The organism is Peptostreptococcus stomatis DSM 17678, from assembly GCF_000147675.1.
Taxonomy (GTDB): domain Bacteria; phylum Bacillota; class Clostridia; order Peptostreptococcales; family Peptostreptococcaceae; genus Peptostreptococcus; species Peptostreptococcus stomatis.
Genome location: NZ_ADGQ01000068.1, coordinates 1 through 19,189, shown reverse-complemented (window position 1 = coordinate 19,189; position 19,189 = coordinate 1). Strand labels below are relative to the sequence as shown.

General features: G+C 36.1%; 20 protein-coding genes. 2 read left to right on the top strand and 18 right to left on the bottom strand.

From position 1 onward, the window contains the following. Positions 1-245 precede the first annotated feature (245 nt). Entirely contained in the window at positions 246-1,295 is a 1,050-nt protein-coding gene (locus HMPREF0634_RS07805) for an IS30 family transposase (RefSeq protein ID WP_007790652.1), read from the top strand. 56 nt (positions 1,296-1,351) lie between these two features. Here the strand turns inward: HMPREF0634_RS07805 and HMPREF0634_RS09885 are convergent, their stop codons facing one another. From HMPREF0634_RS09885 to HMPREF0634_RS07790, 4 genes are read right to left on the bottom strand one after another with little or no spacing between them, the layout of a single operon-like run. Continuing rightward, the gene (locus HMPREF0634_RS09885; RefSeq protein ID WP_207326451.1) at positions 1,352-1,525 is read right to left on the bottom strand and encodes a hypothetical protein; all 174 of its coding nucleotides are present in this window, start codon (positions 1,523-1,525) and stop codon (positions 1,352-1,354) included. 10 nt (positions 1,526-1,535) lie between these two features. Continuing rightward, positions 1,536-2,180, bottom strand: a complete 645-nt coding sequence (locus tag HMPREF0634_RS07800; protein WP_040565908.1) for an ABC-2 transporter permease — start codon at positions 2,178-2,180, stop codon at positions 1,536-1,538. Positions 2,181-2,183: 3 nt separating this feature from the next. After that, on the bottom strand, positions 2,184-3,062 hold the full coding sequence (locus HMPREF0634_RS07795) for an ABC transporter ATP-binding protein (RefSeq protein WP_007790673.1): 879 nt from the start codon (positions 3,060-3,062) through the stop codon (positions 2,184-2,186). Beyond that, positions 3,059-3,388, bottom strand: a complete 330-nt coding sequence (locus HMPREF0634_RS07790) for a GntR family transcriptional regulator (protein ID WP_276324358.1) — start codon at positions 3,386-3,388, stop codon at positions 3,059-3,061. Before HMPREF0634_RS07790 ends, HMPREF0634_RS07795 begins: the two co-directional genes overlap by 4 nt. 526 nt (positions 3,389-3,914) lie before the next feature. Between HMPREF0634_RS07790 and HMPREF0634_RS07785 the strand changes: the two genes are divergently transcribed. After that, positions 3,915-4,139 (top strand): helix-turn-helix domain-containing protein, encoded by a 225-nt coding sequence (locus HMPREF0634_RS07785; RefSeq protein WP_007790667.1) that lies wholly within the window; start codon positions 3,915-3,917, stop codon positions 4,137-4,139. A gap of 68 nt (positions 4,140-4,207) precedes the next feature. Here HMPREF0634_RS07785 and HMPREF0634_RS07780 read toward each other — a convergent pair whose 3' ends face one another. The 14 genes from HMPREF0634_RS07780 to HMPREF0634_RS07715 form a co-directional block, all read right to left on the bottom strand. Further along, complete coding sequence (locus HMPREF0634_RS07780) at positions 4,208-5,926, bottom strand: ABC transporter ATP-binding protein (RefSeq protein ID WP_007790662.1); 1,719 nt, start codon at positions 5,924-5,926, stop codon at positions 4,208-4,210. Then, positions 5,926-7,668 (bottom strand): ABC transporter ATP-binding protein, encoded by a 1,743-nt coding sequence (locus tag HMPREF0634_RS07775; RefSeq protein WP_007790659.1) that lies wholly within the window; start codon positions 7,666-7,668, stop codon positions 5,926-5,928. The genes HMPREF0634_RS07780 and HMPREF0634_RS07775 overlap by 1 nt, the downstream gene beginning before the upstream one ends. A gap of 12 nt (positions 7,669-7,680) precedes the next feature. Then, positions 7,681-8,268, bottom strand: a complete 588-nt coding sequence (locus HMPREF0634_RS07770; protein WP_007790688.1) for an MptD family putative ECF transporter S component — start codon at positions 8,266-8,268, stop codon at positions 7,681-7,683. Continuing rightward, positions 8,261-9,673 carry an ABC transporter ATP-binding protein gene (locus tag HMPREF0634_RS07765; RefSeq protein ID WP_007790677.1) on the bottom strand — a complete coding sequence of 471 codons (1,413 nt, stop codon included), beginning with the start codon at positions 9,671-9,673 and terminating at the stop codon, positions 8,261-8,263. Before HMPREF0634_RS07765 ends, HMPREF0634_RS07770 begins: the two co-directional genes overlap by 8 nt. After that, a complete protein-coding gene (locus tag HMPREF0634_RS07760) occupies positions 9,673-10,347 on the bottom strand; it encodes an energy-coupling factor transporter transmembrane component T (RefSeq protein ID WP_007790686.1) in 675 nt (224 codons plus the stop codon). The genes HMPREF0634_RS07765 and HMPREF0634_RS07760 overlap by 1 nt, the downstream gene beginning before the upstream one ends. A 47-nt stretch (positions 10,348-10,394) precedes the next feature. Beyond that, positions 10,395-11,168 (bottom strand): TetR/AcrR family transcriptional regulator, encoded by a 774-nt coding sequence (locus tag HMPREF0634_RS07755; protein WP_050786376.1) that lies wholly within the window; start codon positions 11,166-11,168, stop codon positions 10,395-10,397. Positions 11,169-11,430: 262 nt separating this feature from the next. Continuing rightward, the gene (gene pyrE / locus HMPREF0634_RS07750; protein ID WP_007790649.1) at positions 11,431-12,012 is read right to left on the bottom strand and encodes an orotate phosphoribosyltransferase; all 582 of its coding nucleotides are present in this window, start codon (positions 12,010-12,012) and stop codon (positions 11,431-11,433) included. Between the two features lie 38 nt (positions 12,013-12,050). Next, positions 12,051-12,953 (bottom strand): dihydroorotate dehydrogenase, encoded by a 903-nt coding sequence (locus HMPREF0634_RS07745; protein WP_007790670.1) that lies wholly within the window; start codon positions 12,951-12,953, stop codon positions 12,051-12,053. Next, positions 12,953-13,642, bottom strand: a complete 690-nt coding sequence (locus tag HMPREF0634_RS07740) for a dihydroorotate dehydrogenase electron transfer subunit (RefSeq protein WP_007790655.1) — start codon at positions 13,640-13,642, stop codon at positions 12,953-12,955. Before HMPREF0634_RS07740 ends, HMPREF0634_RS07745 begins: the two co-directional genes overlap by 1 nt. A 9-nt stretch (positions 13,643-13,651) precedes the next feature. Continuing rightward, positions 13,652-14,563 carry an aspartate carbamoyltransferase gene (pyrB, locus tag HMPREF0634_RS07735; protein ID WP_007790675.1) on the bottom strand — a complete coding sequence of 304 codons (912 nt, stop codon included), beginning with the start codon at positions 14,561-14,563 and terminating at the stop codon, positions 13,652-13,654. Between the two features lie 244 nt (positions 14,564-14,807). Next, the gene (locus HMPREF0634_RS07730) at positions 14,808-16,025 is read right to left on the bottom strand and encodes a dicarboxylate/amino acid:cation symporter (RefSeq protein WP_007790665.1); all 1,218 of its coding nucleotides are present in this window, start codon (positions 16,023-16,025) and stop codon (positions 14,808-14,810) included. Between the two features lie 197 nt (positions 16,026-16,222). Further along, positions 16,223-16,954, bottom strand: a complete 732-nt coding sequence (locus HMPREF0634_RS07725; protein WP_007790680.1) for a TraX family protein — start codon at positions 16,952-16,954, stop codon at positions 16,223-16,225. An 87-nt stretch (positions 16,955-17,041) separates the two neighbouring features. Next, positions 17,042-17,875: a class I SAM-dependent methyltransferase gene (locus HMPREF0634_RS07720; protein ID WP_007790689.1), complete on the bottom strand. Its 834-nt coding sequence runs from the start codon at positions 17,873-17,875 to the stop codon at positions 17,042-17,044. Between the two features lie 84 nt (positions 17,876-17,959). Then, positions 17,960-18,991, bottom strand: a complete 1,032-nt coding sequence (locus HMPREF0634_RS07715) for a hypothetical protein (protein ID WP_007790696.1) — start codon at positions 18,989-18,991, stop codon at positions 17,960-17,962. Between the last annotated feature and the right edge of the window lie 198 nt (positions 18,992-19,189).

The window sequence follows — 19,189 nt, the reverse complement described above, 5'->3', positions numbered from 1 at the left end:
TTAGATAATATTTTTTATTAATAAATTCTTCAAATAGTGTATGTTTATTACTCTTTTATAACTGTTCATATCATTAATTTCCTAATATTATTATACTACATATCAATCAATAAAAAACCTAACTTTTGTAAAAAAAATAAAAGGTTGATTGTATAATCAATTTGTACAACTAAATAAAAAATGATTCATTGCGAATCCTGTGTTAAAATATAAGTCACAACACAAATACATACAGGATGTCCACAATGAATCAACTTAATTTTAACACAAAAAAGAGAAACTTTAAACACCTAAGTGAGTATGAAAGAGGAGAAATTTATGCCATGATCAAATTAGGTTGCTCAATATCTTCTATTGCCAGGCACCTAAAAAGGTCAAGAACTACTATTTACAATGAGCTTAAACGTGGCAGGATAGAACAAATAAAAAATGGACACAAGGTCATAGTGTACTACCCCGATGCAGGACAAACACAGTATGAAAAAAACAGAAAAAATTCAAAAAAGAAGTTCAAGGCATTTGAATGTATAGATTTTATCAAGTTTGTAGAGAAATCATTTAAGGAACAATTCTGGTCTTTAGATGAGTGTTATGGTAGAGCAAAGTCAGATAAGCTATTCAAAAATACGGTATGCACAAAGACACTATACAAGTATGTTGAACTAGGTATTTTGAAGATAAAAAATACTGACCTACCTCAGAGGCTTAAAAGATTACAAAAGTCTACAAGAATTCGCATAAATAAGAGGAAGTTTGAAAAATCAATATCTAAAAGACCAAAACATATAGATCACAGAAAAGAGTTTGGACATTGGGAAATAGACACTGTGATAGGCAAGAAAACATCGGATCAAGATGTTTTACTGACGATAATAGAGAGAAAATCTAGATACTATAAGGTTATCAAAATAGATTCTAAATCCTCAAAATCAGTAAATGACGCGCTTTTAGAATATATAATGGAAAGCAAAACAAAAGATACTGAAGTATTTAAAAGCATAACAAGCGACAATGGTTCAGAATTTTCAGGGCTAAGTGACTTTGAGTCACTCGTAGATGTATACTTTTGTCACCCATACTCTTCATTTGAAAGAGGCAGTAATGAAAGACACAATGGTATATTGAGACAATTCATTCCGAAAGGTAGAAGCATTAATGACTTTAGTGAGGATGAGATTATGTATTTTGTTGATATTATAAATGCTAAGCCTAGAAAAAATCTAGGATACAGAACCCCTGAAGAAATCTTTGATGAAGAGATGGATAAAATATACTCTACGAGTGGTGTGGCTTAAGGTATGGAAGCCCTCTTTCAAATATCAGTTTACTAGTCCTAAAATACTAGTCAAGACTAAAATGAATAGGCAAGGCCTAGTCTTGACATATATTTTAGGACAAGTACCGATATTTTTGCAAGAGTGGCAAAAAAAGTGTACAAATTGATATTGCAATTTACGGATATTTTAGAAATCCTATCATTTCGAAATGATCTACTAAGAATTGAATTTATATCTGCTATAGCCATCATTTTCCTCCTAAATATCTAACTTTAAATTTTCCATTTTTTTTGAGTTCAATGCATAAGATACTATAAATAGCATCAAATACATTACACAAAGTACAACATTTCCACCCGACTTAGAAAATCCAAGCCTATTTACTGCAAATATTTCTATAGCTACGAGTACTATAGAACCAATTAACCCTATAACTATCCACAAATCACCTTTCTCTAAATCAATAAAGTACAAAGCCAAGAAAAATATTGATACCAATTGTAAAATAAGAGCCAACAGAATATTTAACAAAATTATTAAATCCAAAAAACCATAATCAAAATAATTCTTACCTACATGAACTGATATATAATTCAAGATTATTAACATCAATACAGCAAAGAAAATAACAACTATTTGACTTATATATTTTGATAAAATTATATTTTTTCTTTTTATTGGTAACATAAACTCATATTTATACAATTTTAAATCATAATCTTTTCTCTGCGATAAGAGCACTAATAAACTGTTAGAGAATATTACAACTGCAAAATATGCAAAAATAATCATTTGCACATCAGCAAAAAAATTTATTAAAATCCAAACTGAAATTAAAAATGCATTCATTATGCATACATTTTTGATATTTTTAAAATATATTTCTAACAACAACCCTTTCATAGATTAGACCTCCTCCCCTGTTAAAATTAATAATATTTCATCAAAATTTGGCTTATTCACAATAAATTCTTTGTATTTATTTTTTATCTTTGATATGTCTTTTACTAGAATATTTACTCTTCCATATTCTTTCCTACATGAAATGATGTCCGTTTTTTCCACTTTTTCTAGCTCTGTATCATTACAACGAAGTATCCCATAGTTATATAGCAATTCGTCCTTTTCTTCACTTAGGACAACTTTACCATTATCCATAAAAACTACATAATCAGCTATTTTTTCCAAATCTGATGTAATATGTGATGATATATATACGGAATGTTCTGGATTTTCTATAAATTCCAATAATATACATAATATTTCGTCTCTACTTACTGGATCTAATCCTGAAGTAATTTCATCTAATATGAGAAGTTTTGTTTCATGAGATAATGCTATAGCTAAGGATAACTTTTTTTTCATTCCAAATGAAAATTGCTTAGTTTTTTTGTCTATTGGTAATTTAAACCGATTCAAGTAATTTTTAAAACTATCTTCCTCCCAATTATTATAATTATTTTTCATTACCTTATTTATCTCATTAGGTGTTAACAACAAAGAAAAATTTGGCTCATCTAAAACAACACCTATGTGCTTTTTAATATTTATTTGATTACAATACTCAGAACCGAATATCTCCACTTTGCCCTCATCTTTTTGAAACATACCAAGCATACAAGAAATAGTTGTACTTTTTCCCGCTCCATTTCTTCCTATATTTCCCACAATAGAGCCGTATGGTACTTCAATATTTATATTTTTTAAAGAAAAATCACTTGTTTTATTTGTTTTATTTAATCCGGATACCTTTAATGCTAATGCCTTTTTATATAAATCCATCATTGCCTCTCCTCATATATCTTTCTTATTAAATCTATCAAATCATCTATTGATATAGAGCTTGATTGTATACTCTTAATAATCTTTTTAGCTAAATCTTCCACTTCTTTATATCTTTCTATTTTTTGTAATTCTATATTTCTTGCTGATATAAAACTACCTTTGCCATGTATTGTCTCAATAAATCCATCTTTTTGTAAATTTTCATAAGCCTTTTGAACTGTTATTACGGCAACCTTAAGATTTCTAGCTAACGCTCTCATAGACGGTATAGAATCTCCAGTTTTCAATTTTTCATCCATAATTTGTTTTTTTATCTGATTTTCAATTTGTTCGTAAATTGGTTCACTAGAATCAGTATTTATAATAATATTTATAATGCACCACCACCTTTAATAGTGTACTTATGTGTACTTATTGTTTTAATAGTATCACAAATAAAGAAATTTTACAATACGTTTATCTATTTTCATAAAATATAGTCTGAAAATTACTATTTGTACTACATGAATTTGTAAAAATATATAAATTTTCCTTATCATAATTTTTGTCGGTTACACCTGATATAGTTCCTGCCCCTGAATCTCACAGTGATGTTTTGTTCTACTTGCCAGGCTCTTTTCTGATACTTAGAAAGTCATCGCCTACTTCCCCATAGATACATATCCTTACAGACCGCTCATTCAATTGTCAAAGAACAATTTTCTTTATGTCTGTATGATATTGTATTTTTGCTATTCTTCCCGTATGTCCTAAATCTTGGAATATCCGTTTTTGTTCCCATTTTTCCACGATTGTGGAATTGGTATGGTATAATACCTATAAGAATATTTTGTATCAAGGAGGTTATCTGTTATGAAGTGTAAAATAACCTTACAGGAACGCTTAAAGGATTTAAGAGTCGCTCATAATTTGAATTTAGAGGAATTAGCTAAATTAACAGGCATTTCAAAATCCGCTTTAGGTAACTATGAAAATGATGATTACAAAGAAATAAATCATGGTAATTTAGTTACACTTGCACAGTTTTATAATGTTTCTACCGACTATTTGCTTTGCCTTACGGAAATCAAAAAATAGTTGGAGATTAACCTCCAACTATTTTAGAAATAAATATTATGAAAACCCATAAATATATTATCGTAGACTTAATATACATATTCCTCAGTCAACTTAGATTTTTCAACCATTGACTTATATAATTTAGAGTTTTCCAACAGGTTGTCGTGTTTACCTTCAGAGTCTAGAAGACCTTCCTTCATCACCACTATCTTGTCTGCCTTTTCAATAGACTTTAACCTGTGTGAAATGATTATAATGGTCTTGCCTTCAATTAGCCTGTTGATACTCTCCTGAATTTCCATTTCATTTTCCACGTCAAGAGATGCTGAGATTTCATCTAGAAGTACTATAGGAGCATCCTTTAGGAAGGCCCTGGCTATGGATATTCTCTGTCTTTCTCCACCTGATAACTTGGACCCATTTTCTCCTATAAGGGTGTCATATCCATTAGGAAGCTTGGCCACTATCTTATCTACATTGGCAAGTTTTGCCGCAGCAATTACTTCTTCATCACTGGCACTTTTCCTTCCCATCCTTATATTTTCCATAATCGAAAAGTCAAAAAGATCTACATCCTGGAATACTATGGATATTTTTTCAAACATGGACTTGGTACTTATATCCTTTATGTCCTGACCCCCTATACTTATCTTACCCTTATCGTAGTCGTAAAGTCTGGAAATCAGCCTTAAAACAGTAGTTTTTCCACAACCGGATGGGCCAACTATCGCAGTAACTTCATTTTGTTTTGCTGTAAAAGACAATCCCTTTATCACCTTGTTGTCTCCATACTGGAACTCTACATTGTCAAATTTTACATCAAAGCTTGTAAGGTTTTTGTCCTGGCCTGTTTGAATTGGTTCGTTCTTCAGTTCACCAATCCTCCTAAAGCTGGTTTCAAAGAAGAATATCATTAAGAGATATTCCGATACTGCTGAAAACTGGCTGGATAGGGTTGTTGCTGCCATCAGGTAACCTACATAGTATAGGATATTTATTGAACCTGAAAGATAGAGGCCTGCACCCACTGTAGCCGTCAAAACCGGGGCAAGATATGGTAGTATACCTATCAAAAAGTTTAAAAGACCTAAGCCTACTTCTGCCTTTAGGTGGATCCACTCTGTAGATTCAAGCTTTTCTTCAACATCTGACCTTACCTGGTCCTGCATTGAATAGGACTTGATTTCCTGCTGCATTTCAAAGGCTTCCTGGAAGGCATTAGAATTATCCAAAAGCTTATTATAGTACTTTTTAACCCCACTTAGCTGGATTCTCTTTAAGAGGAACATGGTTGCTATTCCAAGCCAAATCGGTACTGTAACAGTCAGACCAAGAATCAGGTTTGACATACACATTAAAATTGTCATCAAGGTAAAGAATCCTGCAAAACCAATACCAGCTGGCACTGCATGTGATATTACCATTTCAGTATTACTCACATCCATCATAACCGTCTGTGATAGGTCGGAAAGATTGTGGGTAGAGAAGTATGAAAGTGGCAATTCCTTTAACTTGTTTGCCAGGTCAATTCTGAGCTGAGTACTTTCCTGGTAGGTTACATCATAAGTCATTTTGTATTCCTTGGCCAGGATAAGAAACATTACCAAGGCAATTACAATCAGAATTCCCATATAGAAAAATGTCTGTCTGATATTCCCATTCAAAACATCTTGTAGGAAAAAGAAGGTTAGCATAGGTGGAAGTACAAAGGATATAAACTTTAAAAATGACCACCTTGACGCTGCAAGAGTATTGTTCATACCCTCTTCACTAAAAGCAAAATAGTTTCTAAGTTTTTCTTTCATTATGCCAACCTCCATTCATTTGCCTTATTGAATAAGTCTTGGAAATGCCTGTACTTTGTTTGACCAGCCATAAGTTCATCATGTGAACCACGTTCAACTACCTGACCTTCTTCTACAAATAGGATTTCGTCTACATTCCTGATACTTGAAAGTCTATGTGCAATCATTATAACAGTCTTATCCTTCATAAGTGCCTTGAAGGCCCTCTGCATTTCGTATTCGTTTTCCGGGTCACTTGCAGCACTTGCCTCATCTAGTATAACTATAGGGGCATCCTTTAATATAGCTCTGGCAACTGCTATCCTCTGCATTTCACCACCAGACAGATGGACGCCAGAAGCACCGATAATAGTATTCTCACGACTTTCAAACTTGTCTAGAATATTTCCACACATAGCCATCTCCAGGGCCTTCATAACTTCCTCATGGGAGCTTTCCGGCCTGGCAAGCCTTACATTTTCGTAGATACTAGTCTTGAAAAGTTTTGAATTCTGGAATACAAAAGCTATATTCTTTTCAAGGACCTTATTGGTATATTCTTTTATATCCCTGCCTCCAATTTTTAGCTGGCCTGAAGACACTGGATAAAAACCTGATATCAACTTGGCTATGGTTGACTTACCACTACCAGATGATCCAACAAGGGCATATAATTTGCCTGAATTCAACTTTAGGCTAAAGTCAGATAGGATCTTAACTCCCTCTTCGTACTCAAAGCCTACCTTATCAAACTCGATATCAAAACTATCTATCTTATCTATTGAGCCATTTTGAAGTTTATTTTTTCCCATCTTATCAAATAGTTCATCTAACCTGTCAACAGCGTCCTTTCCCAACTGGAAGTTCCTGCTAAAGAACATAATCTTCATAAAGGCATTGTTCAGCATGCCCACAAATGCAATGAAAAATACAACCATACTTATAGCCTCTCCCGTTGCCATTCCACTTCCAATTTGCCTGCTAGCAATTGCAATTACTATAGCCCCAAAAGACATCATTCCACACTGGAAGGCTACAAATGGTATTCTACACATCTGGCACTGCCTATTTACCACCTCTGAATAGTGCTTGATAGACCTGTAAAGCTTCTCAAAAGATTCTATTACCATATCAAAAATCTTTATAACCTGTATCCCCCTGACATACTCTACTGTCTCAGAGTTTATATCATCAAGGGCATCCATATAGTCCTTCAACATATTCTGGTCGGCATACATAAATTTAAAGCATATTGTAGCGAATACAATGGCACAAATCAACAATATACCAATATATACGTTGGCAGTAAAGGCAAGGACTATCAGGCATATAGGAAACAAGATTGCATTAACCGAGTCCGGCAATATATGGGCAATAATAGTATGGGTATTCACTGAATTATCATCTATTATTTTTCTAGTCTTTCCAGATGGATTCATATCAAAGAATGAAAAAGATGCCCTTAACAACTCATTTAGACCACGCTTTTTCATGTTGGTCTCTATCCTGAAGGCAAATATATGACTGCAAGATAGGGTCAATAAATATGCAAAGGCATAGGCTATAGTTGCCCCCAGTATTCTGTATGAATATGAAGTTATAAGATCTGGATTAGTATTCGAAGTAATTTCCCTTAACAGTTGGAGAAAATAATAATATGGTACGAAGGATAGTATAGTAGCTAGGGCTGATATAATAAGGGCTGCTATCATAAATCCTTTTTTCTCTTCTGCATAGCTAAATAATCGTCTAAAGGTATCCATACTCTCCCCTCCTTAATTTTCTTTAAAGTGCTTTCTCAAAATCAAGTAACCAATGTAAATCCCTATTGCTGCAAGGACAAATACTACTATGCTATTTATCACTGCCCAAGACCCTGCTGTATACTTGATCATTTCATCCATTTCGGCAGCCTTTTGACCACGACTAATCCAAGTGGACCTATAGCTTTCCAGGAAGAATACTGATGGTATAATTGCCCCCCAGGCCTGACCCATATGAAGGAATCCGGATGCAAGAGCCAGTTTGCCCACACTTGGTTTTTCCTTTCTAGAAGCAATTATGTCAGCAACAATTGCCATAGATACAGATGTTATAAGCCAAGGAAGGTAGCCTCCTCCCATTAGGGCAAATGCACCCATAACTAAAAGGGTGAATATAGTAAACTGCCACATCTTACCAACTTTTCTGGACATAAAGTAAATTACAGTTCCTGAGAAAATACCACAAATTCCTGGACTTATTGCATGTCCATAGGCACCAAGTGGTGAGATTATGGCCATACAAACCATGTAAATAATCATGTAAATTGCTGTTAATAATGCTAGTAATAGTATGTCTTTTATTTTAAGTCTTCTATTCATAATAAACCTCCATTTCTTTATAAATACTATTCAGCTTTTCTATATTGCTGTCCGTTAGATAGAATTTTTCCTTGATAACCCCATCTGAAAGATAGGCAATAGAATCACTCACCCTCCGGATAAATTCATAATCATGTGAAATTACTATTATGGTCCTATCTTTTTTCAAATCTCCTATCATTGAGCATACCCGCTCCATTGAGTCCTTATCAAGCCCGCTGGTAGGTTCGTCCAAGATTATTACCTTGTTGCTGCTAACCCTGGCAATGGCCATTTGTAGCCTTTGCTTTTCACCACCACTTAGACTCTGTGGATGCTCGTCTTTTAGTCTTCCTATGCCCAAATCTTCAAGGGCATCTAGGTTAATCTTTTCATCTTTTTGGGTAATCTCTAGTTCCTTAAGACAAGAGGCACCAAATAATTGAAAGTCTGCATCCTGCATAAGGTAGAGGGCCTGCCCACCTATATCTATCTGGCCCCTGTCAGGCTTAATAGACCTGCTTATTAGTTCTGCAAGAGTGGTCTTGCCAACCCCATTTACACCAACTACAGTTGTGACTTCGTTTTCCTCAAAGTCAATGCTTATCTTCTTTAGGATATTGCCATAGGATATATCGTCTATCCTAACCCCCCTCCTAGTAGTCATAGGCCTGGATAAGTTTCCATAATCTCCTTCAAAAAGATCAAAATTACGGTTATTATAGGCATCTTTCAAAAATTCTTCCTCTGATTCAAAGGACTTTACCGTCTCATCCTCAACCAGCAAAACCTTATCTATTATTCCCTTTAGGTAGAAATTTCTATGGTCTGCAACAATTACAGTTTTCCCCTGCCTTTTAAGGCTTTCTATTTGCCTCCTCAATCTCATAGAATTTCCATAGTCTAAGTTGGCTGACGGTTCATCAAATATTACTACTTTTGGATCCATTATTAGGACTGTCAAAAGGGCAATCAACTGCCTCTCCCCGGATGATATCTCAAATAAGTTCTTATCCTTTAGGTAGGCTACATTATATTCATCTATTATCAAATCCAACCGCCTCTTTATTTCCTCCCTGTCCACACCATAGTTTTCCAGGGCAAAGACCAGTTCTGCAGTAGTATCAGTTGTAAAAAACTGGCTTCTTGGATTTTGGAATACGTTTCCCAGAATGAGGCTCCTATCCGTTACTGGAAGGTCTTCCTTGCCATCTATTAGGATCTTCCCCCCCAGTTGGCCTTCTACTACCTCTGGAATAATCCCATTTAAGAGGTTTAATAGGGTAGACTTGCCGGACCCACTCTTACCACTGATAAAAACCAAACTGGCTTCTTCAATATTGAAATTGACATTTTTGAGGGCATATTCTTCCTTGTCCATGTATTTAAAACTTACATTCTTAAAATCAATTATCTTACCAGCCATTAAACTAGCCCTCCTATTATGAGTATGTATCCAAGTATTAGCATAAGAAAAATCGCATAATCTATGAGACTAAATCCACTGCTAAAATAACTGGACCTCTTGTTGCTTGCACTAATACCCTTGGTAAGTCCTGCACAGGTAAGCTCAGTACTAAGGGCTACACAACGAAAAAGTTGTGGTACCATCAGGTATTCAAAGGTCCTGATTGGGTGTAGGACTGAGAAGTCAACCCCCCTGATATTCATGGCCTTTTTAATAATCTTGAACTCCCTGTAAAAAGTAGGTATATACCTGATGGTTACAGTAATACCTATTATAAAAATCTTAGGAAGCCTTAACCTTTGAAGGGCCGACAAGACCTCTGAAGACTTATAGCTACCTATCAAAACTGCTGCTAGAATAAAACAAGGCATAAATAAGAGCAACATTCTAGCCCAGGCAGATATCATTGCACTAAAGCTGTAGTATTCGTTGAGGATATATATTGCCAAAAATACTCCTACAAAGCCACCCACTTTTAGAATTCGCCTTATGTTTCCAGAAGCCACTAAAATAAAAGTGGCAAAAAAATAAGTCAAGACCACCATCTTCTGGGATGGGAATACAGCACACATTATCGGCATTACAGCATTTATCAAAATTATTGTTAGAGCATCAAACCTAAAACTTTTCACAAAATCCCCCCTCTACTCTTTTATTCTAAGTTTTATCTCCTTAACAATCATCCAGTCTCGATATCATCTCCCATTCCTGCAAGTTCATTTCTTTCAAATTCCTTACTTGCTTCAAATTTATTACTCGGTAAGTCTTGTCTAGAATTACCTAAGAGGCATATCTTGTTCCAGGCCCAATATTGGCCATAGGACATGACTTTTACCATCTTAACAGCCTCTTCATAATCATACTTGTGGTTTATAACCTCAAAAAGTGGTGTCATGCTCATTGTGCAGAAAATGTGTAACTCTGTTTCTGTAAATGGATTTTTAACCAGACCACAAGCTTCCATTGCCTCTATGTAGACCTTACTTCCTTCAACCTCCATGTCTACAAAAAATTCCTGGATATTCTCATATTTTGTTCCCTGACCACACCTGAACATAAGAACAAAGTCGTCATAGTTGTCGTATATGTAATCGAGCATCTTTAGGACTCCAACATTTGCATCTGGAGATTCAATGTAAGATCCATCCTTCATATTAATATCCTTCAATTTTTTTGAGGCTAGCTCCAGTTCAATCTTAAATAAATTAACTGCGCCTTCCAGAGTCGGTTGGACAAGGGCCTCAAAAAGTGCGTCTTTAGAGGTAAAATGCCTGTAAATAGCCCCTACAGTTAGGCCAGACAGGCTTGCTATAGTTCTCATAGAGGCTTTTTCAAACCCCTTTTTAAGAAATTCCTTCTTAGCATTTTTTAATATTAAACTTCTACTTAAAACTTTATCCCTAGCCAAGTTTATCTTCCTTTCATTAAATAAACATATTCTTTTTTTGTTCACTAATGCCTCAAAACAAGTATAATCGGGTAGGATACCCGATTATACTTGCTACTTAAAATTAATATGTCTTAGTGAACATTGTTCATTAATATAAGTATAAACTAAACGAAAATATTTTTCAATACTTTTATGAAAATCATTACTACTTTCTCTATCAAAAAGGCAGTATCCAAAAAGAAAATCCTCCTGAATACTGCCCTAATCGACAAGTCAATTGACCCATAAAAACTATTTAAAGTCACTTATTGGTCCATATCAAAGCTTATTTATTATTTTTAAATTCCCTACTACCTGGCTTTACTAGGTCTATCTGGCCAGAATCACATAAAGGACAAGAACCTTCATCATAGACTTGGATATCAAGGTCTATAGCACTGTAGATTGGCATACCTATATCGTCCTTAGTCCTGTTGGCTATGCAGGCTACACCTATTACCTGGCCACCCAATTCTTCTAAAACCTTCTTGGTTTCCTTAGTTGACTTTCCAGTAGTCACCACGTCTTCAGCTATTATTATCCTGTCTCCAGGCTTAACTTCAAAGCCCCTTCTTAACTCCATTATGTTGTTCTTTCTTTCTGTGAAGATGGCTTCCTTGCCCAACTGTCTTCCTAGCTCGTATGATACTACTACACCACCCATGGCTGGTCCAACTACCAGGTCAATATCTAAATCCTTAATCTTGTCCACTACTACGCTTAGGACTTTTTCTGCCTGGTTTGGGAACCTCAATACCTTGGCACACTGAACATACCTGTTTGAGTGTTTGCCTGAAGATAGGAGGAAGTGCCCTTCCAATAGTGCGTCACAATCCTTTAATACCTGTATTACATCAACATTTGCCATAACTTTTACCTCCATTAATTTTTATATCTAAAATTTTCCTATATGATACCCCTGATCTCATCCAGGGACTTTATTCCATTTTCATCCATAAACCTGTTTAGGTCTGCTATTATGTCTTGACCTATCCTAGGATTAGTAAAATTAGCAGTTCCTATCTGTATACAAGTAGCCCCTGCCATAATAAATTCTATGACATCTTCAGCCGTCATAATACCACCCATACCTACAACAGGTATAGTCACTGCCTGGCAAACCTCATAGACCATCCTAAGGGCTATAGGCTTGATAGCTGGACCTGATAGGCCTGCTGTCACATTATTGAATACCGGCCTCCTCTTGTGTATATCTATGGCCATGGCCTTGAAGGTATTTACCAAGGATATGCCATCAGCACCTTCTTCTTGACAAACTTTGGCCATCTCAACTATATCTTCTGCATTAGGTGATAGCTTGACTATTAGGGGCTTTTTAGTAGCCTTTCTCACGCTCCTAACCACCTCTCTGGCAACCTCTGACTTGATACCAAAGGCCATACCACCATGCTTTACATTTGGACAGGATATATTTAGCTCTACTATATCAAAGTCCTTGTCATCAAGTAGCCTAGCCCCCTCGACATAGTCGTCTTCGCAACCACCACCCAGGTTCACTATCCTACAAGTGTCAATTTTAGAAAAGTCATCCAACTCCCTATCTATAAAGCCCTGGACACCAGGATTTTCCAGGCCAACACTGTTCATCATACCTGATGGGGTTTCATGGACCCTCATGCCCTCATTTCCTGGCTTGGCTATCAGGGTTAGGCCCTTGGAGCTAATACCACCCAAAAGGCTGATATCGTATATTTCACCGTATTCTTTACCAAAGCCAAAGGTTCCAGATGCCATTATAATTGGGTTTTTAAGTTCAAATCCGCACAAGTTTACTCTTAAATCTGCCATTATAAAATCACATCCTCTCCCCAGAATACTGGTCCATCCTTACAGGTCTTCTTGTTGCCTGAATGAGTCTTGCAAGTACATACTAGACAGGCCCCTACACCACATGCCATATGGTTTTCCAAGGATACCTGGACCCTGGTCTTAGTTCCTTCCACCATTTCCATCAACTTCTTCATCATTGGAGTTGGTCCACATGTCAGTATATAGTCGTAGTCTTCTACATTTATAATATCTGTTACAAGGGTATCTCCACTAGTTGTATATAGGTCCTTACAGACAGCCTTATAGTCATCCAACATGATTGCCTGGTCCCTAAAGCCCAGGTAAATATCACAGTTTGGTATATTCTGAGCCACCATATATAGGGGGGCAATTCCTATACCTCCACCGACTAGGGCAACCCTGCCCTCTACTTTTTCAAAGCCATTTCCATATGGCCCTTCTAACTTGATTGGGTCTCCTGGTTTTAGGTTTGAAATTATCTTTGTTCCCTCACCTACTAGCTTGTATAAAAAGCTGATACCCTCATCATCTATCTGGTATATACTAATTGGTCTTGATAGGAGTGGATACTTGTCCCAGGCCCTTAGCATATAAAACTGCCCCATCCTGGCCTCAAAACTACCACCTATCTTGATGTAGTACATACCCTCGCCTACATATCTATTTTCAATCACTTTATATTCCATATCATCCACCTATAAACCTAACATCTTCATTATCAAGGCCATCCTTACGTACATACCATACTGGGCCTGTTCAAAATACTTGGCCCTTGGGTCTGAATCAACCTCGGTAGCTATCTCATTTACCCTTGGTAGTGGGTGTAGAACCATCATATCTTCCTTGGCTGCCCCCATCTTTTCCATATCCAGGATATAGCTATCCTTTAGCCTCTCGTATTCTGTCTTATCTTCAAACCTCTCCCTCTGTATCCTAGTCATATATAGGATATCAAGACCAGGCATAGCAGCTACAAGGTCATCTGTCTCTACATATTCAGTTCCTTCTATACTGTCCTTTACTGACTGGGGCATCTTTAACTCATCAGGTGAAATAAAGACAAACTTAATGCCTGCATACCTGGACATAGCCTTGGCCAAAGAATGAACTGTACGCCCATACTTAAGGTCACCACACATGCCTATAGTTAAATTATTTAAACTGCCCCTATTGGCCTTTATAGTTAATAAGTCTGTTAATGTCTGAGTTGGGTGCTGATTTCCACCATCTCCAGCATTTATAAAGGGTAGCCTGCAAACCTTAGATGCCTGACTGGCTGCTCCTGACTGGGGATGTCTCATTGCGATTATATCTACATAATTTGAAACTGTTGTGATGGTATCTTCCAGGCTCTCTCCCTTTGATACTGATGAGGCTCCTGGATCAGAAAATCCAATGACCCTACCACCCAGCCTATTCATGGCAGCCTCAAAGCTCAGCCTCGTCCTGGTAGATGGCTCATAAAATAGGGTAGCCAATATCTTACCTTCACATGTATTGAAATAAGAATGCGGGTTTGCACTGATTTGCAAGCCCAGATCTAATACAGAGTCTATCTCTGCTACAGAAAAATCTTCTGGTCTAACCAAGTGTCTGTTCTTCAACATTTTTTCCTCCTTTTCGGCCTCACAGGACCCAATTAAAGCACGTGGGTTGCCATCAACCCAAAAATATTCTACTTAAGAGATTATCACCTTTACAGTGACTTGTCAATAAAAAACATCGAAGGTCAATTCTTCAATCTTCCTTCGATGTTTAGATAGGTTATAAGTCTATATAAAATTTATTTTTCAATTTCATATCCTAAACTTAATAGGCCCTATTAATATTATAAATTTAAACTATAATTGCTTAAGCTCTAGCTTTTTTCTTGTCTTCCATGGCATTAACCACTAGACAACAAGATGCGTCTCCAGTTATATTTACAGTAGTTCGTCCCATATCGAATAAACGGTCAACTCCAGCAACAAGTGCTATACCCTCAACTGGAAGGCCTACAGACTGAAGTACCATAGCAAGCATAATCATTCCTGCACCTGGAACACCTGCTGTTCCTATAGATGCCAGTGTAGCAGTCAATACTATAGTAAGCATCTGTGATAAAGTCAAATCAATACCGAAGCAAGATGCTATAAAAATAGAACAAACTCCCTGATAAATAGCTGTTCCATCCATATTTATAGTTGCACCTAGGGGTAGGACAAAGGATGAGATTTCCTTTCTAACACCCAATCTTTCTGTAGACTCCATATTCAAAGGAAGGGTTCCTACAGAACTTGCTGATGAAAATGCAAATAAAATGGCTGGCATCATTTCCTTGAAAAACTTAACCGGACTCACACCCGCAAATATTTTAACTGATGTAGAGTAAACCACTAGAGAATGTATAAAATAACAAATATAGGCAACCATCAAGACCATAGCCAGAGATCCTATAATAGCTGGACCATTCTTAGCTACAACGGGGCTAAGTAGACAAAATACGCCTATTGGAGATAGCTTTAGAATCATCTCCATACCCATGATAAAGATATCATTCACTATATTGATAGCATCAACTAGACGCTTAGAACTATGTCCTATACGGATAATAGCAAAACCTATTAGCAATGATGATACAATTATCTGAAGCATATTAGCTTCCACAAACGGAGCAACAAAATTCTTAGGAAATACATTTACTATTGTATCCATAAAGCTAACTGCCTCTCCTGCCTTAAATTCCAGGTTACTTGTTGTCAACACAGGGAAAATCCCCTTTAGCAAATTTGCAAAAAATAAACCTATTACAACAGCAAGGGCCGTTGTACACATATAGTAGAGTAAGGTTTTTCCACCTATAGACCCAACCCTCTTGACATCCTCTAGGGATATAACACCTGCCATGATTGAGAAAAATACCAATGGACCAACAATCCACTTGATTAGGTTAAGGAATATTGTTCCAAATGGAGCAATATAAGCCTCTGCAATATCTGGTGTCTTAGTAAGGGCTATACCTACAAGAATTGCAAGTACCAGGGCCACAAAAATCTGACCAGTCAGTGATAATTTTTTCTTACTTTCCATTATTCCTCCTTTTTTACTTAAAATAATAAATTAATTTTATATACCAATGTAATTGTACTGTATATATCATTTGTAGTCAACTAATTATACTTATATTTTAAGAAAATCAACTCCCTTTATAGAATTTCCATATACTATTATAAAATTATCAAAAAATACATAAAAACTAGCACCACTTGGATGCTAGCCTTAAATATCTAAATATTAAAATAGAAACGCAAAAGTCCTAGTATTAGGATATGAACCGGGTAGAACAAGTAGTTAAACCACTTGTATTGCCTGCCCCTTTCCCCATTGTAAGTCAGGGTCATGGCAAAACCTAAAAAAGAGTATAGCTCTTTTATAATAGATAGGTAGCCCAGACTAGCCCCCAGTATTGGCTTGTCATAGAAGATATAGAATAGGTAGGCTACGACTATAGCATGGTAGTCATAGTCCAGACTCAACTGCATGGCCATAAAGGCAAAAATCGCCACTACAAATATTGATACTATATACCAAAGAAGCCTATTCTTTATCCTTCCCTTAAGTATATCTATTAGCCAAATCATTATAAGACACAGGGCCAGGGTAAACATCATATTGTTCCAATATGGGTCAAAGAAGGTCTTTGACGTGAACATGTCAAAAGGAACTTCTGATATTATACCAAATACTAGCAGGGTCAAGAGGTATTTTTTCCTGCTCCTGGTCTTAAAGAAGCCTTCTACTATAAAGAATACAAATATAGGGAAGGCTATCCTACCTAAAATTGAAAACAGGTTGGATAAATGCAATAAGAAACCCTGCCCATCAAGTAGGGGGGTTATTAAGGCATTATTGGCATGGTCTATAAGCATCGATATAAATGCTATGTATTTTAATTGGGCTCCATTAAAAATTTGGAACTTCTTTAAATACTCTCTTTCAAATCTCTTATTTAATTCCATTCATTATTCTCCTCATTATATAGTATGAACTTTTATATTCCTGGTATACTCTTAGGCAATATATATACATACTTACTTAAGACTTACTTACCCAAAATATAGCCTATTTATAGACATCTTCATCATACTATCGCAAATTCTTGCAAGTAAACGGTGGGAGAAAGAAATATTAGGACTTTTCATATCGTAATACCCTAGCATATAGCCCCTTGAAGTCACACTTATATTTTCCGACCAATCCAAGTACTCTTTTGGCTTATCTAGGTAGAAAAAGCCATCCACATCGCTAATCCCCATATTCTTTAGGGTTTTTGACATCATCAACCTTATCCCCAATTTGCCAACGCTATCAAAGACCAGGCAAGCACCTGGATACCTTTTGGCAAGTTCCAAGACCAAAGCCCTTACCTGGTCCCTCTTAAAATAGTGAAACACACCTGCAGCGAAGAAAATGACCCCCTTAGAACCATCAATTTGGTCCATCCAAGAATAATCGTTTAAATCACAAGCAATATTCTTTTCCCTATCCTGGTCGCCAATAAGCTTTTTACGGATTGCTATAACATCGGGGAAATCCACATTTACTATATGGCAAAGTCCATTGTCACAGGCCTTACCGGTTTCATCCAAGCCACAGCCAAGATTTACTATTGTTGCTCGGGGATGATCTTTTAAATAGTCTTTAATCTCCCAGATAATATCCAGTTGCCTCATTGCAGCTTCAAGGGACCCGAATTCATAGAGGAAGGAATCATTCTTTTTTTCCAACTCTGTAAAATCATAGTCCAATCTGTCACACAAGTTTTTTGCAAAGATATCCGTATAGAGTTCAGGAAATTTTTCAGAACACATCTTTCTCCCATATAATGGGACAATCAGAGTTTCTTGAACTGTATTTTTCTCAATCTTAACCTTTTCCATGCTGATAACCTCCCCTTTTCGAGTATTTTCCAATCAAGTTCCTTGCTTATATGCTGTCATTTTATTATGCTCTTTCCTATTTTTTTATTTTTTATGGTCGTCGCGTCCTATTTCAGTTGATAGGTCAAAGCTAGTCATCATATTAGACTCATCAAAATGTATATAGGAAAAATATTGATTCCAGAATAGGTGGTCACTACCACTAGTCCACTGGATCCCATAATGTAGCTGACTTTCATCTATAGGCTTGCTCGGTGGCAAGAGCCAGAGTTTATCACCAAAGTTTTTTTGCAGGCTTTCTAGTTTCAACTTATCTAAGAGGTCAACCCCATCCAATTTATAGGATATAGAATTTACCCTAGCAGCATCTATGTAAGCTTTCTCAAGCCTCAAATAGACTATTTTACAGTCTTCAAGGACTGTTTCCCTATCTTTGTCACCATAAAAGCCTATATTTCCTACCACAAGACCATCTTTAACAAGGAGGTAGGGAGCCTTGTACACAGTGTCGTTATATCTCTGGAAGCCCTTTTTAACCCTGATAGTCCTATCAAGAGGGTATTTCTTATAATCACCAGAAGTGAGCAGTTTGTCATAATCCCTACTTGAAGACTCTTTCTCCTTTACATATATATCAAACCCATCCTTGGTTATATCACCAAGACTTGTATGAGCCAGGGTTATTTGTGTATTATTAATTGTCAAAACTGGAGCTTTTGGTGGAAGACCAATTATGATATAAACCATAGACATATAAAAAGCAATTATTGCAGTCGCCATAAAGACAAATATGGTCCTACCTGTACGCTTTCTTGCATTAAATAAGGCCATTACCGGTGGTAAAAGAATGGCTTTTGCCAAAATCGGAGAACCACCAGACTCCCTATTCATCATTTGGATGACATATAGTACTGCAATGACTATAAAAGATCCATATATTAAAAACTCACTCAAGCCCATTTTTTCAGTATTCTTCTGTTCGTTTACAGCCTCTTCCATCAGGCTTTTTCCACTTGAAGTAGTTCGTTTCATGTAGATGTACATTCCTAGTATAATCAGTGAAAAAACTACTCCCATGATTGAAAGCAAGCCTATAAAAACTAGTCTGGCACTCATTTGCTTGTCTCCTTAACTTAAAATTGATATTACTTAATATTTGATACTATTATACCATTTTAAGGTATTTTTTACATCAAAAAGGTGATAAAGTCTAACTTTTTGGGGTCACATCATTTTAATAGGTTAATACAAATCCCTTGATATTTTCTTTTTCGTTACCTAAAATTACTAAATTGTTATCGCTAATTCCCAAAA

What these genes read in the sequence shown, in the direction of transcription:
- HMPREF0634_RS07720 (WP_007790689.1), bottom strand. Translation starts at nt 17,875, where the DNA reads ATGGAAAAGGTTAAGATTGAGAAAAATACAGTTCAAGAAACTCTGATT.
- HMPREF0634_RS07745 (WP_007790670.1), bottom strand. Translation starts at nt 12,953, where the DNA reads ATGGCAGATTTAAGAGTAAACTTGTGCGGATTTGAACTTAAAAACCCA.
- HMPREF0634_RS07765 (WP_007790677.1), bottom strand. Translation starts at nt 9,673, where the DNA reads ATGGCTGGTAAGATAATTGATTTTAAGAATGTAAGTTTTAAATACATG.
- pyrE (WP_007790649.1), bottom strand. Translation starts at nt 12,012, where the DNA reads ATGGCAAATGTTGATGTAATACAGGTATTAAAGGATTGTGACGCACTA.
- HMPREF0634_RS07730 (WP_007790665.1), bottom strand. Translation starts at nt 16,025, where the DNA reads ATGGAAAGTAAGAAAAAATTATCACTGACTGGTCAGATTTTTGTGGCC.
- HMPREF0634_RS07775 (WP_007790659.1), bottom strand. Translation starts at nt 7,668, where the DNA reads ATGGATACCTTTAGACGATTATTTAGCTATGCAGAAGAGAAAAAAGGA.
- HMPREF0634_RS07715 (WP_007790696.1), bottom strand. Translation starts at nt 18,991, where the DNA reads ATGAGTGCCAGACTAGTTTTTATAGGCTTGCTTTCAATCATGGGAGTA.
- HMPREF0634_RS09885 (WP_207326451.1), bottom strand. Translation starts at nt 1,525, where the DNA reads ATGGCTATAGCAGATATAAATTCAATTCTTAGTAGATCATTTCGAAAT.
- pyrB (WP_007790675.1), bottom strand. Translation starts at nt 14,563, where the DNA reads ATGTTGAAGAACAGACACTTGGTTAGACCAGAAGATTTTTCTGTAGCA.
- HMPREF0634_RS07725 (WP_007790680.1), bottom strand. Translation starts at nt 16,954, where the DNA reads ATGGAATTAAATAAGAGATTTGAAAGAGAGTATTTAAAGAAGTTCCAA.
- HMPREF0634_RS07805 (WP_007790652.1), top strand. Translation starts at nt 246, where the DNA reads ATGAATCAACTTAATTTTAACACAAAAAAGAGAAACTTTAAACACCTA.
- HMPREF0634_RS07800 (WP_040565908.1), bottom strand. Translation starts at nt 2,180, where the DNA reads ATGAAAGGGTTGTTGTTAGAAATATATTTTAAAAATATCAAAAATGTA.
- HMPREF0634_RS07770 (WP_007790688.1), bottom strand. Translation starts at nt 8,268, where the DNA reads ATGAATAGAAGACTTAAAATAAAAGACATACTATTACTAGCATTATTA.
- HMPREF0634_RS07740 (WP_007790655.1), bottom strand. Translation starts at nt 13,642, where the DNA reads ATGGAATATAAAGTGATTGAAAATAGATATGTAGGCGAGGGTATGTAC.
- HMPREF0634_RS07795 (WP_007790673.1), bottom strand. Translation starts at nt 3,062, where the DNA reads ATGATGGATTTATATAAAAAGGCATTAGCATTAAAGGTATCCGGATTA.
- HMPREF0634_RS07780 (WP_007790662.1), bottom strand. Translation starts at nt 5,926, where the DNA reads ATGAAAGAAAAACTTAGAAACTATTTTGCTTTTAGTGAAGAGGGTATG.
- HMPREF0634_RS07785 (WP_007790667.1), top strand. Translation starts at nt 3,915, where the DNA reads ATGAAGTGTAAAATAACCTTACAGGAACGCTTAAAGGATTTAAGAGTC.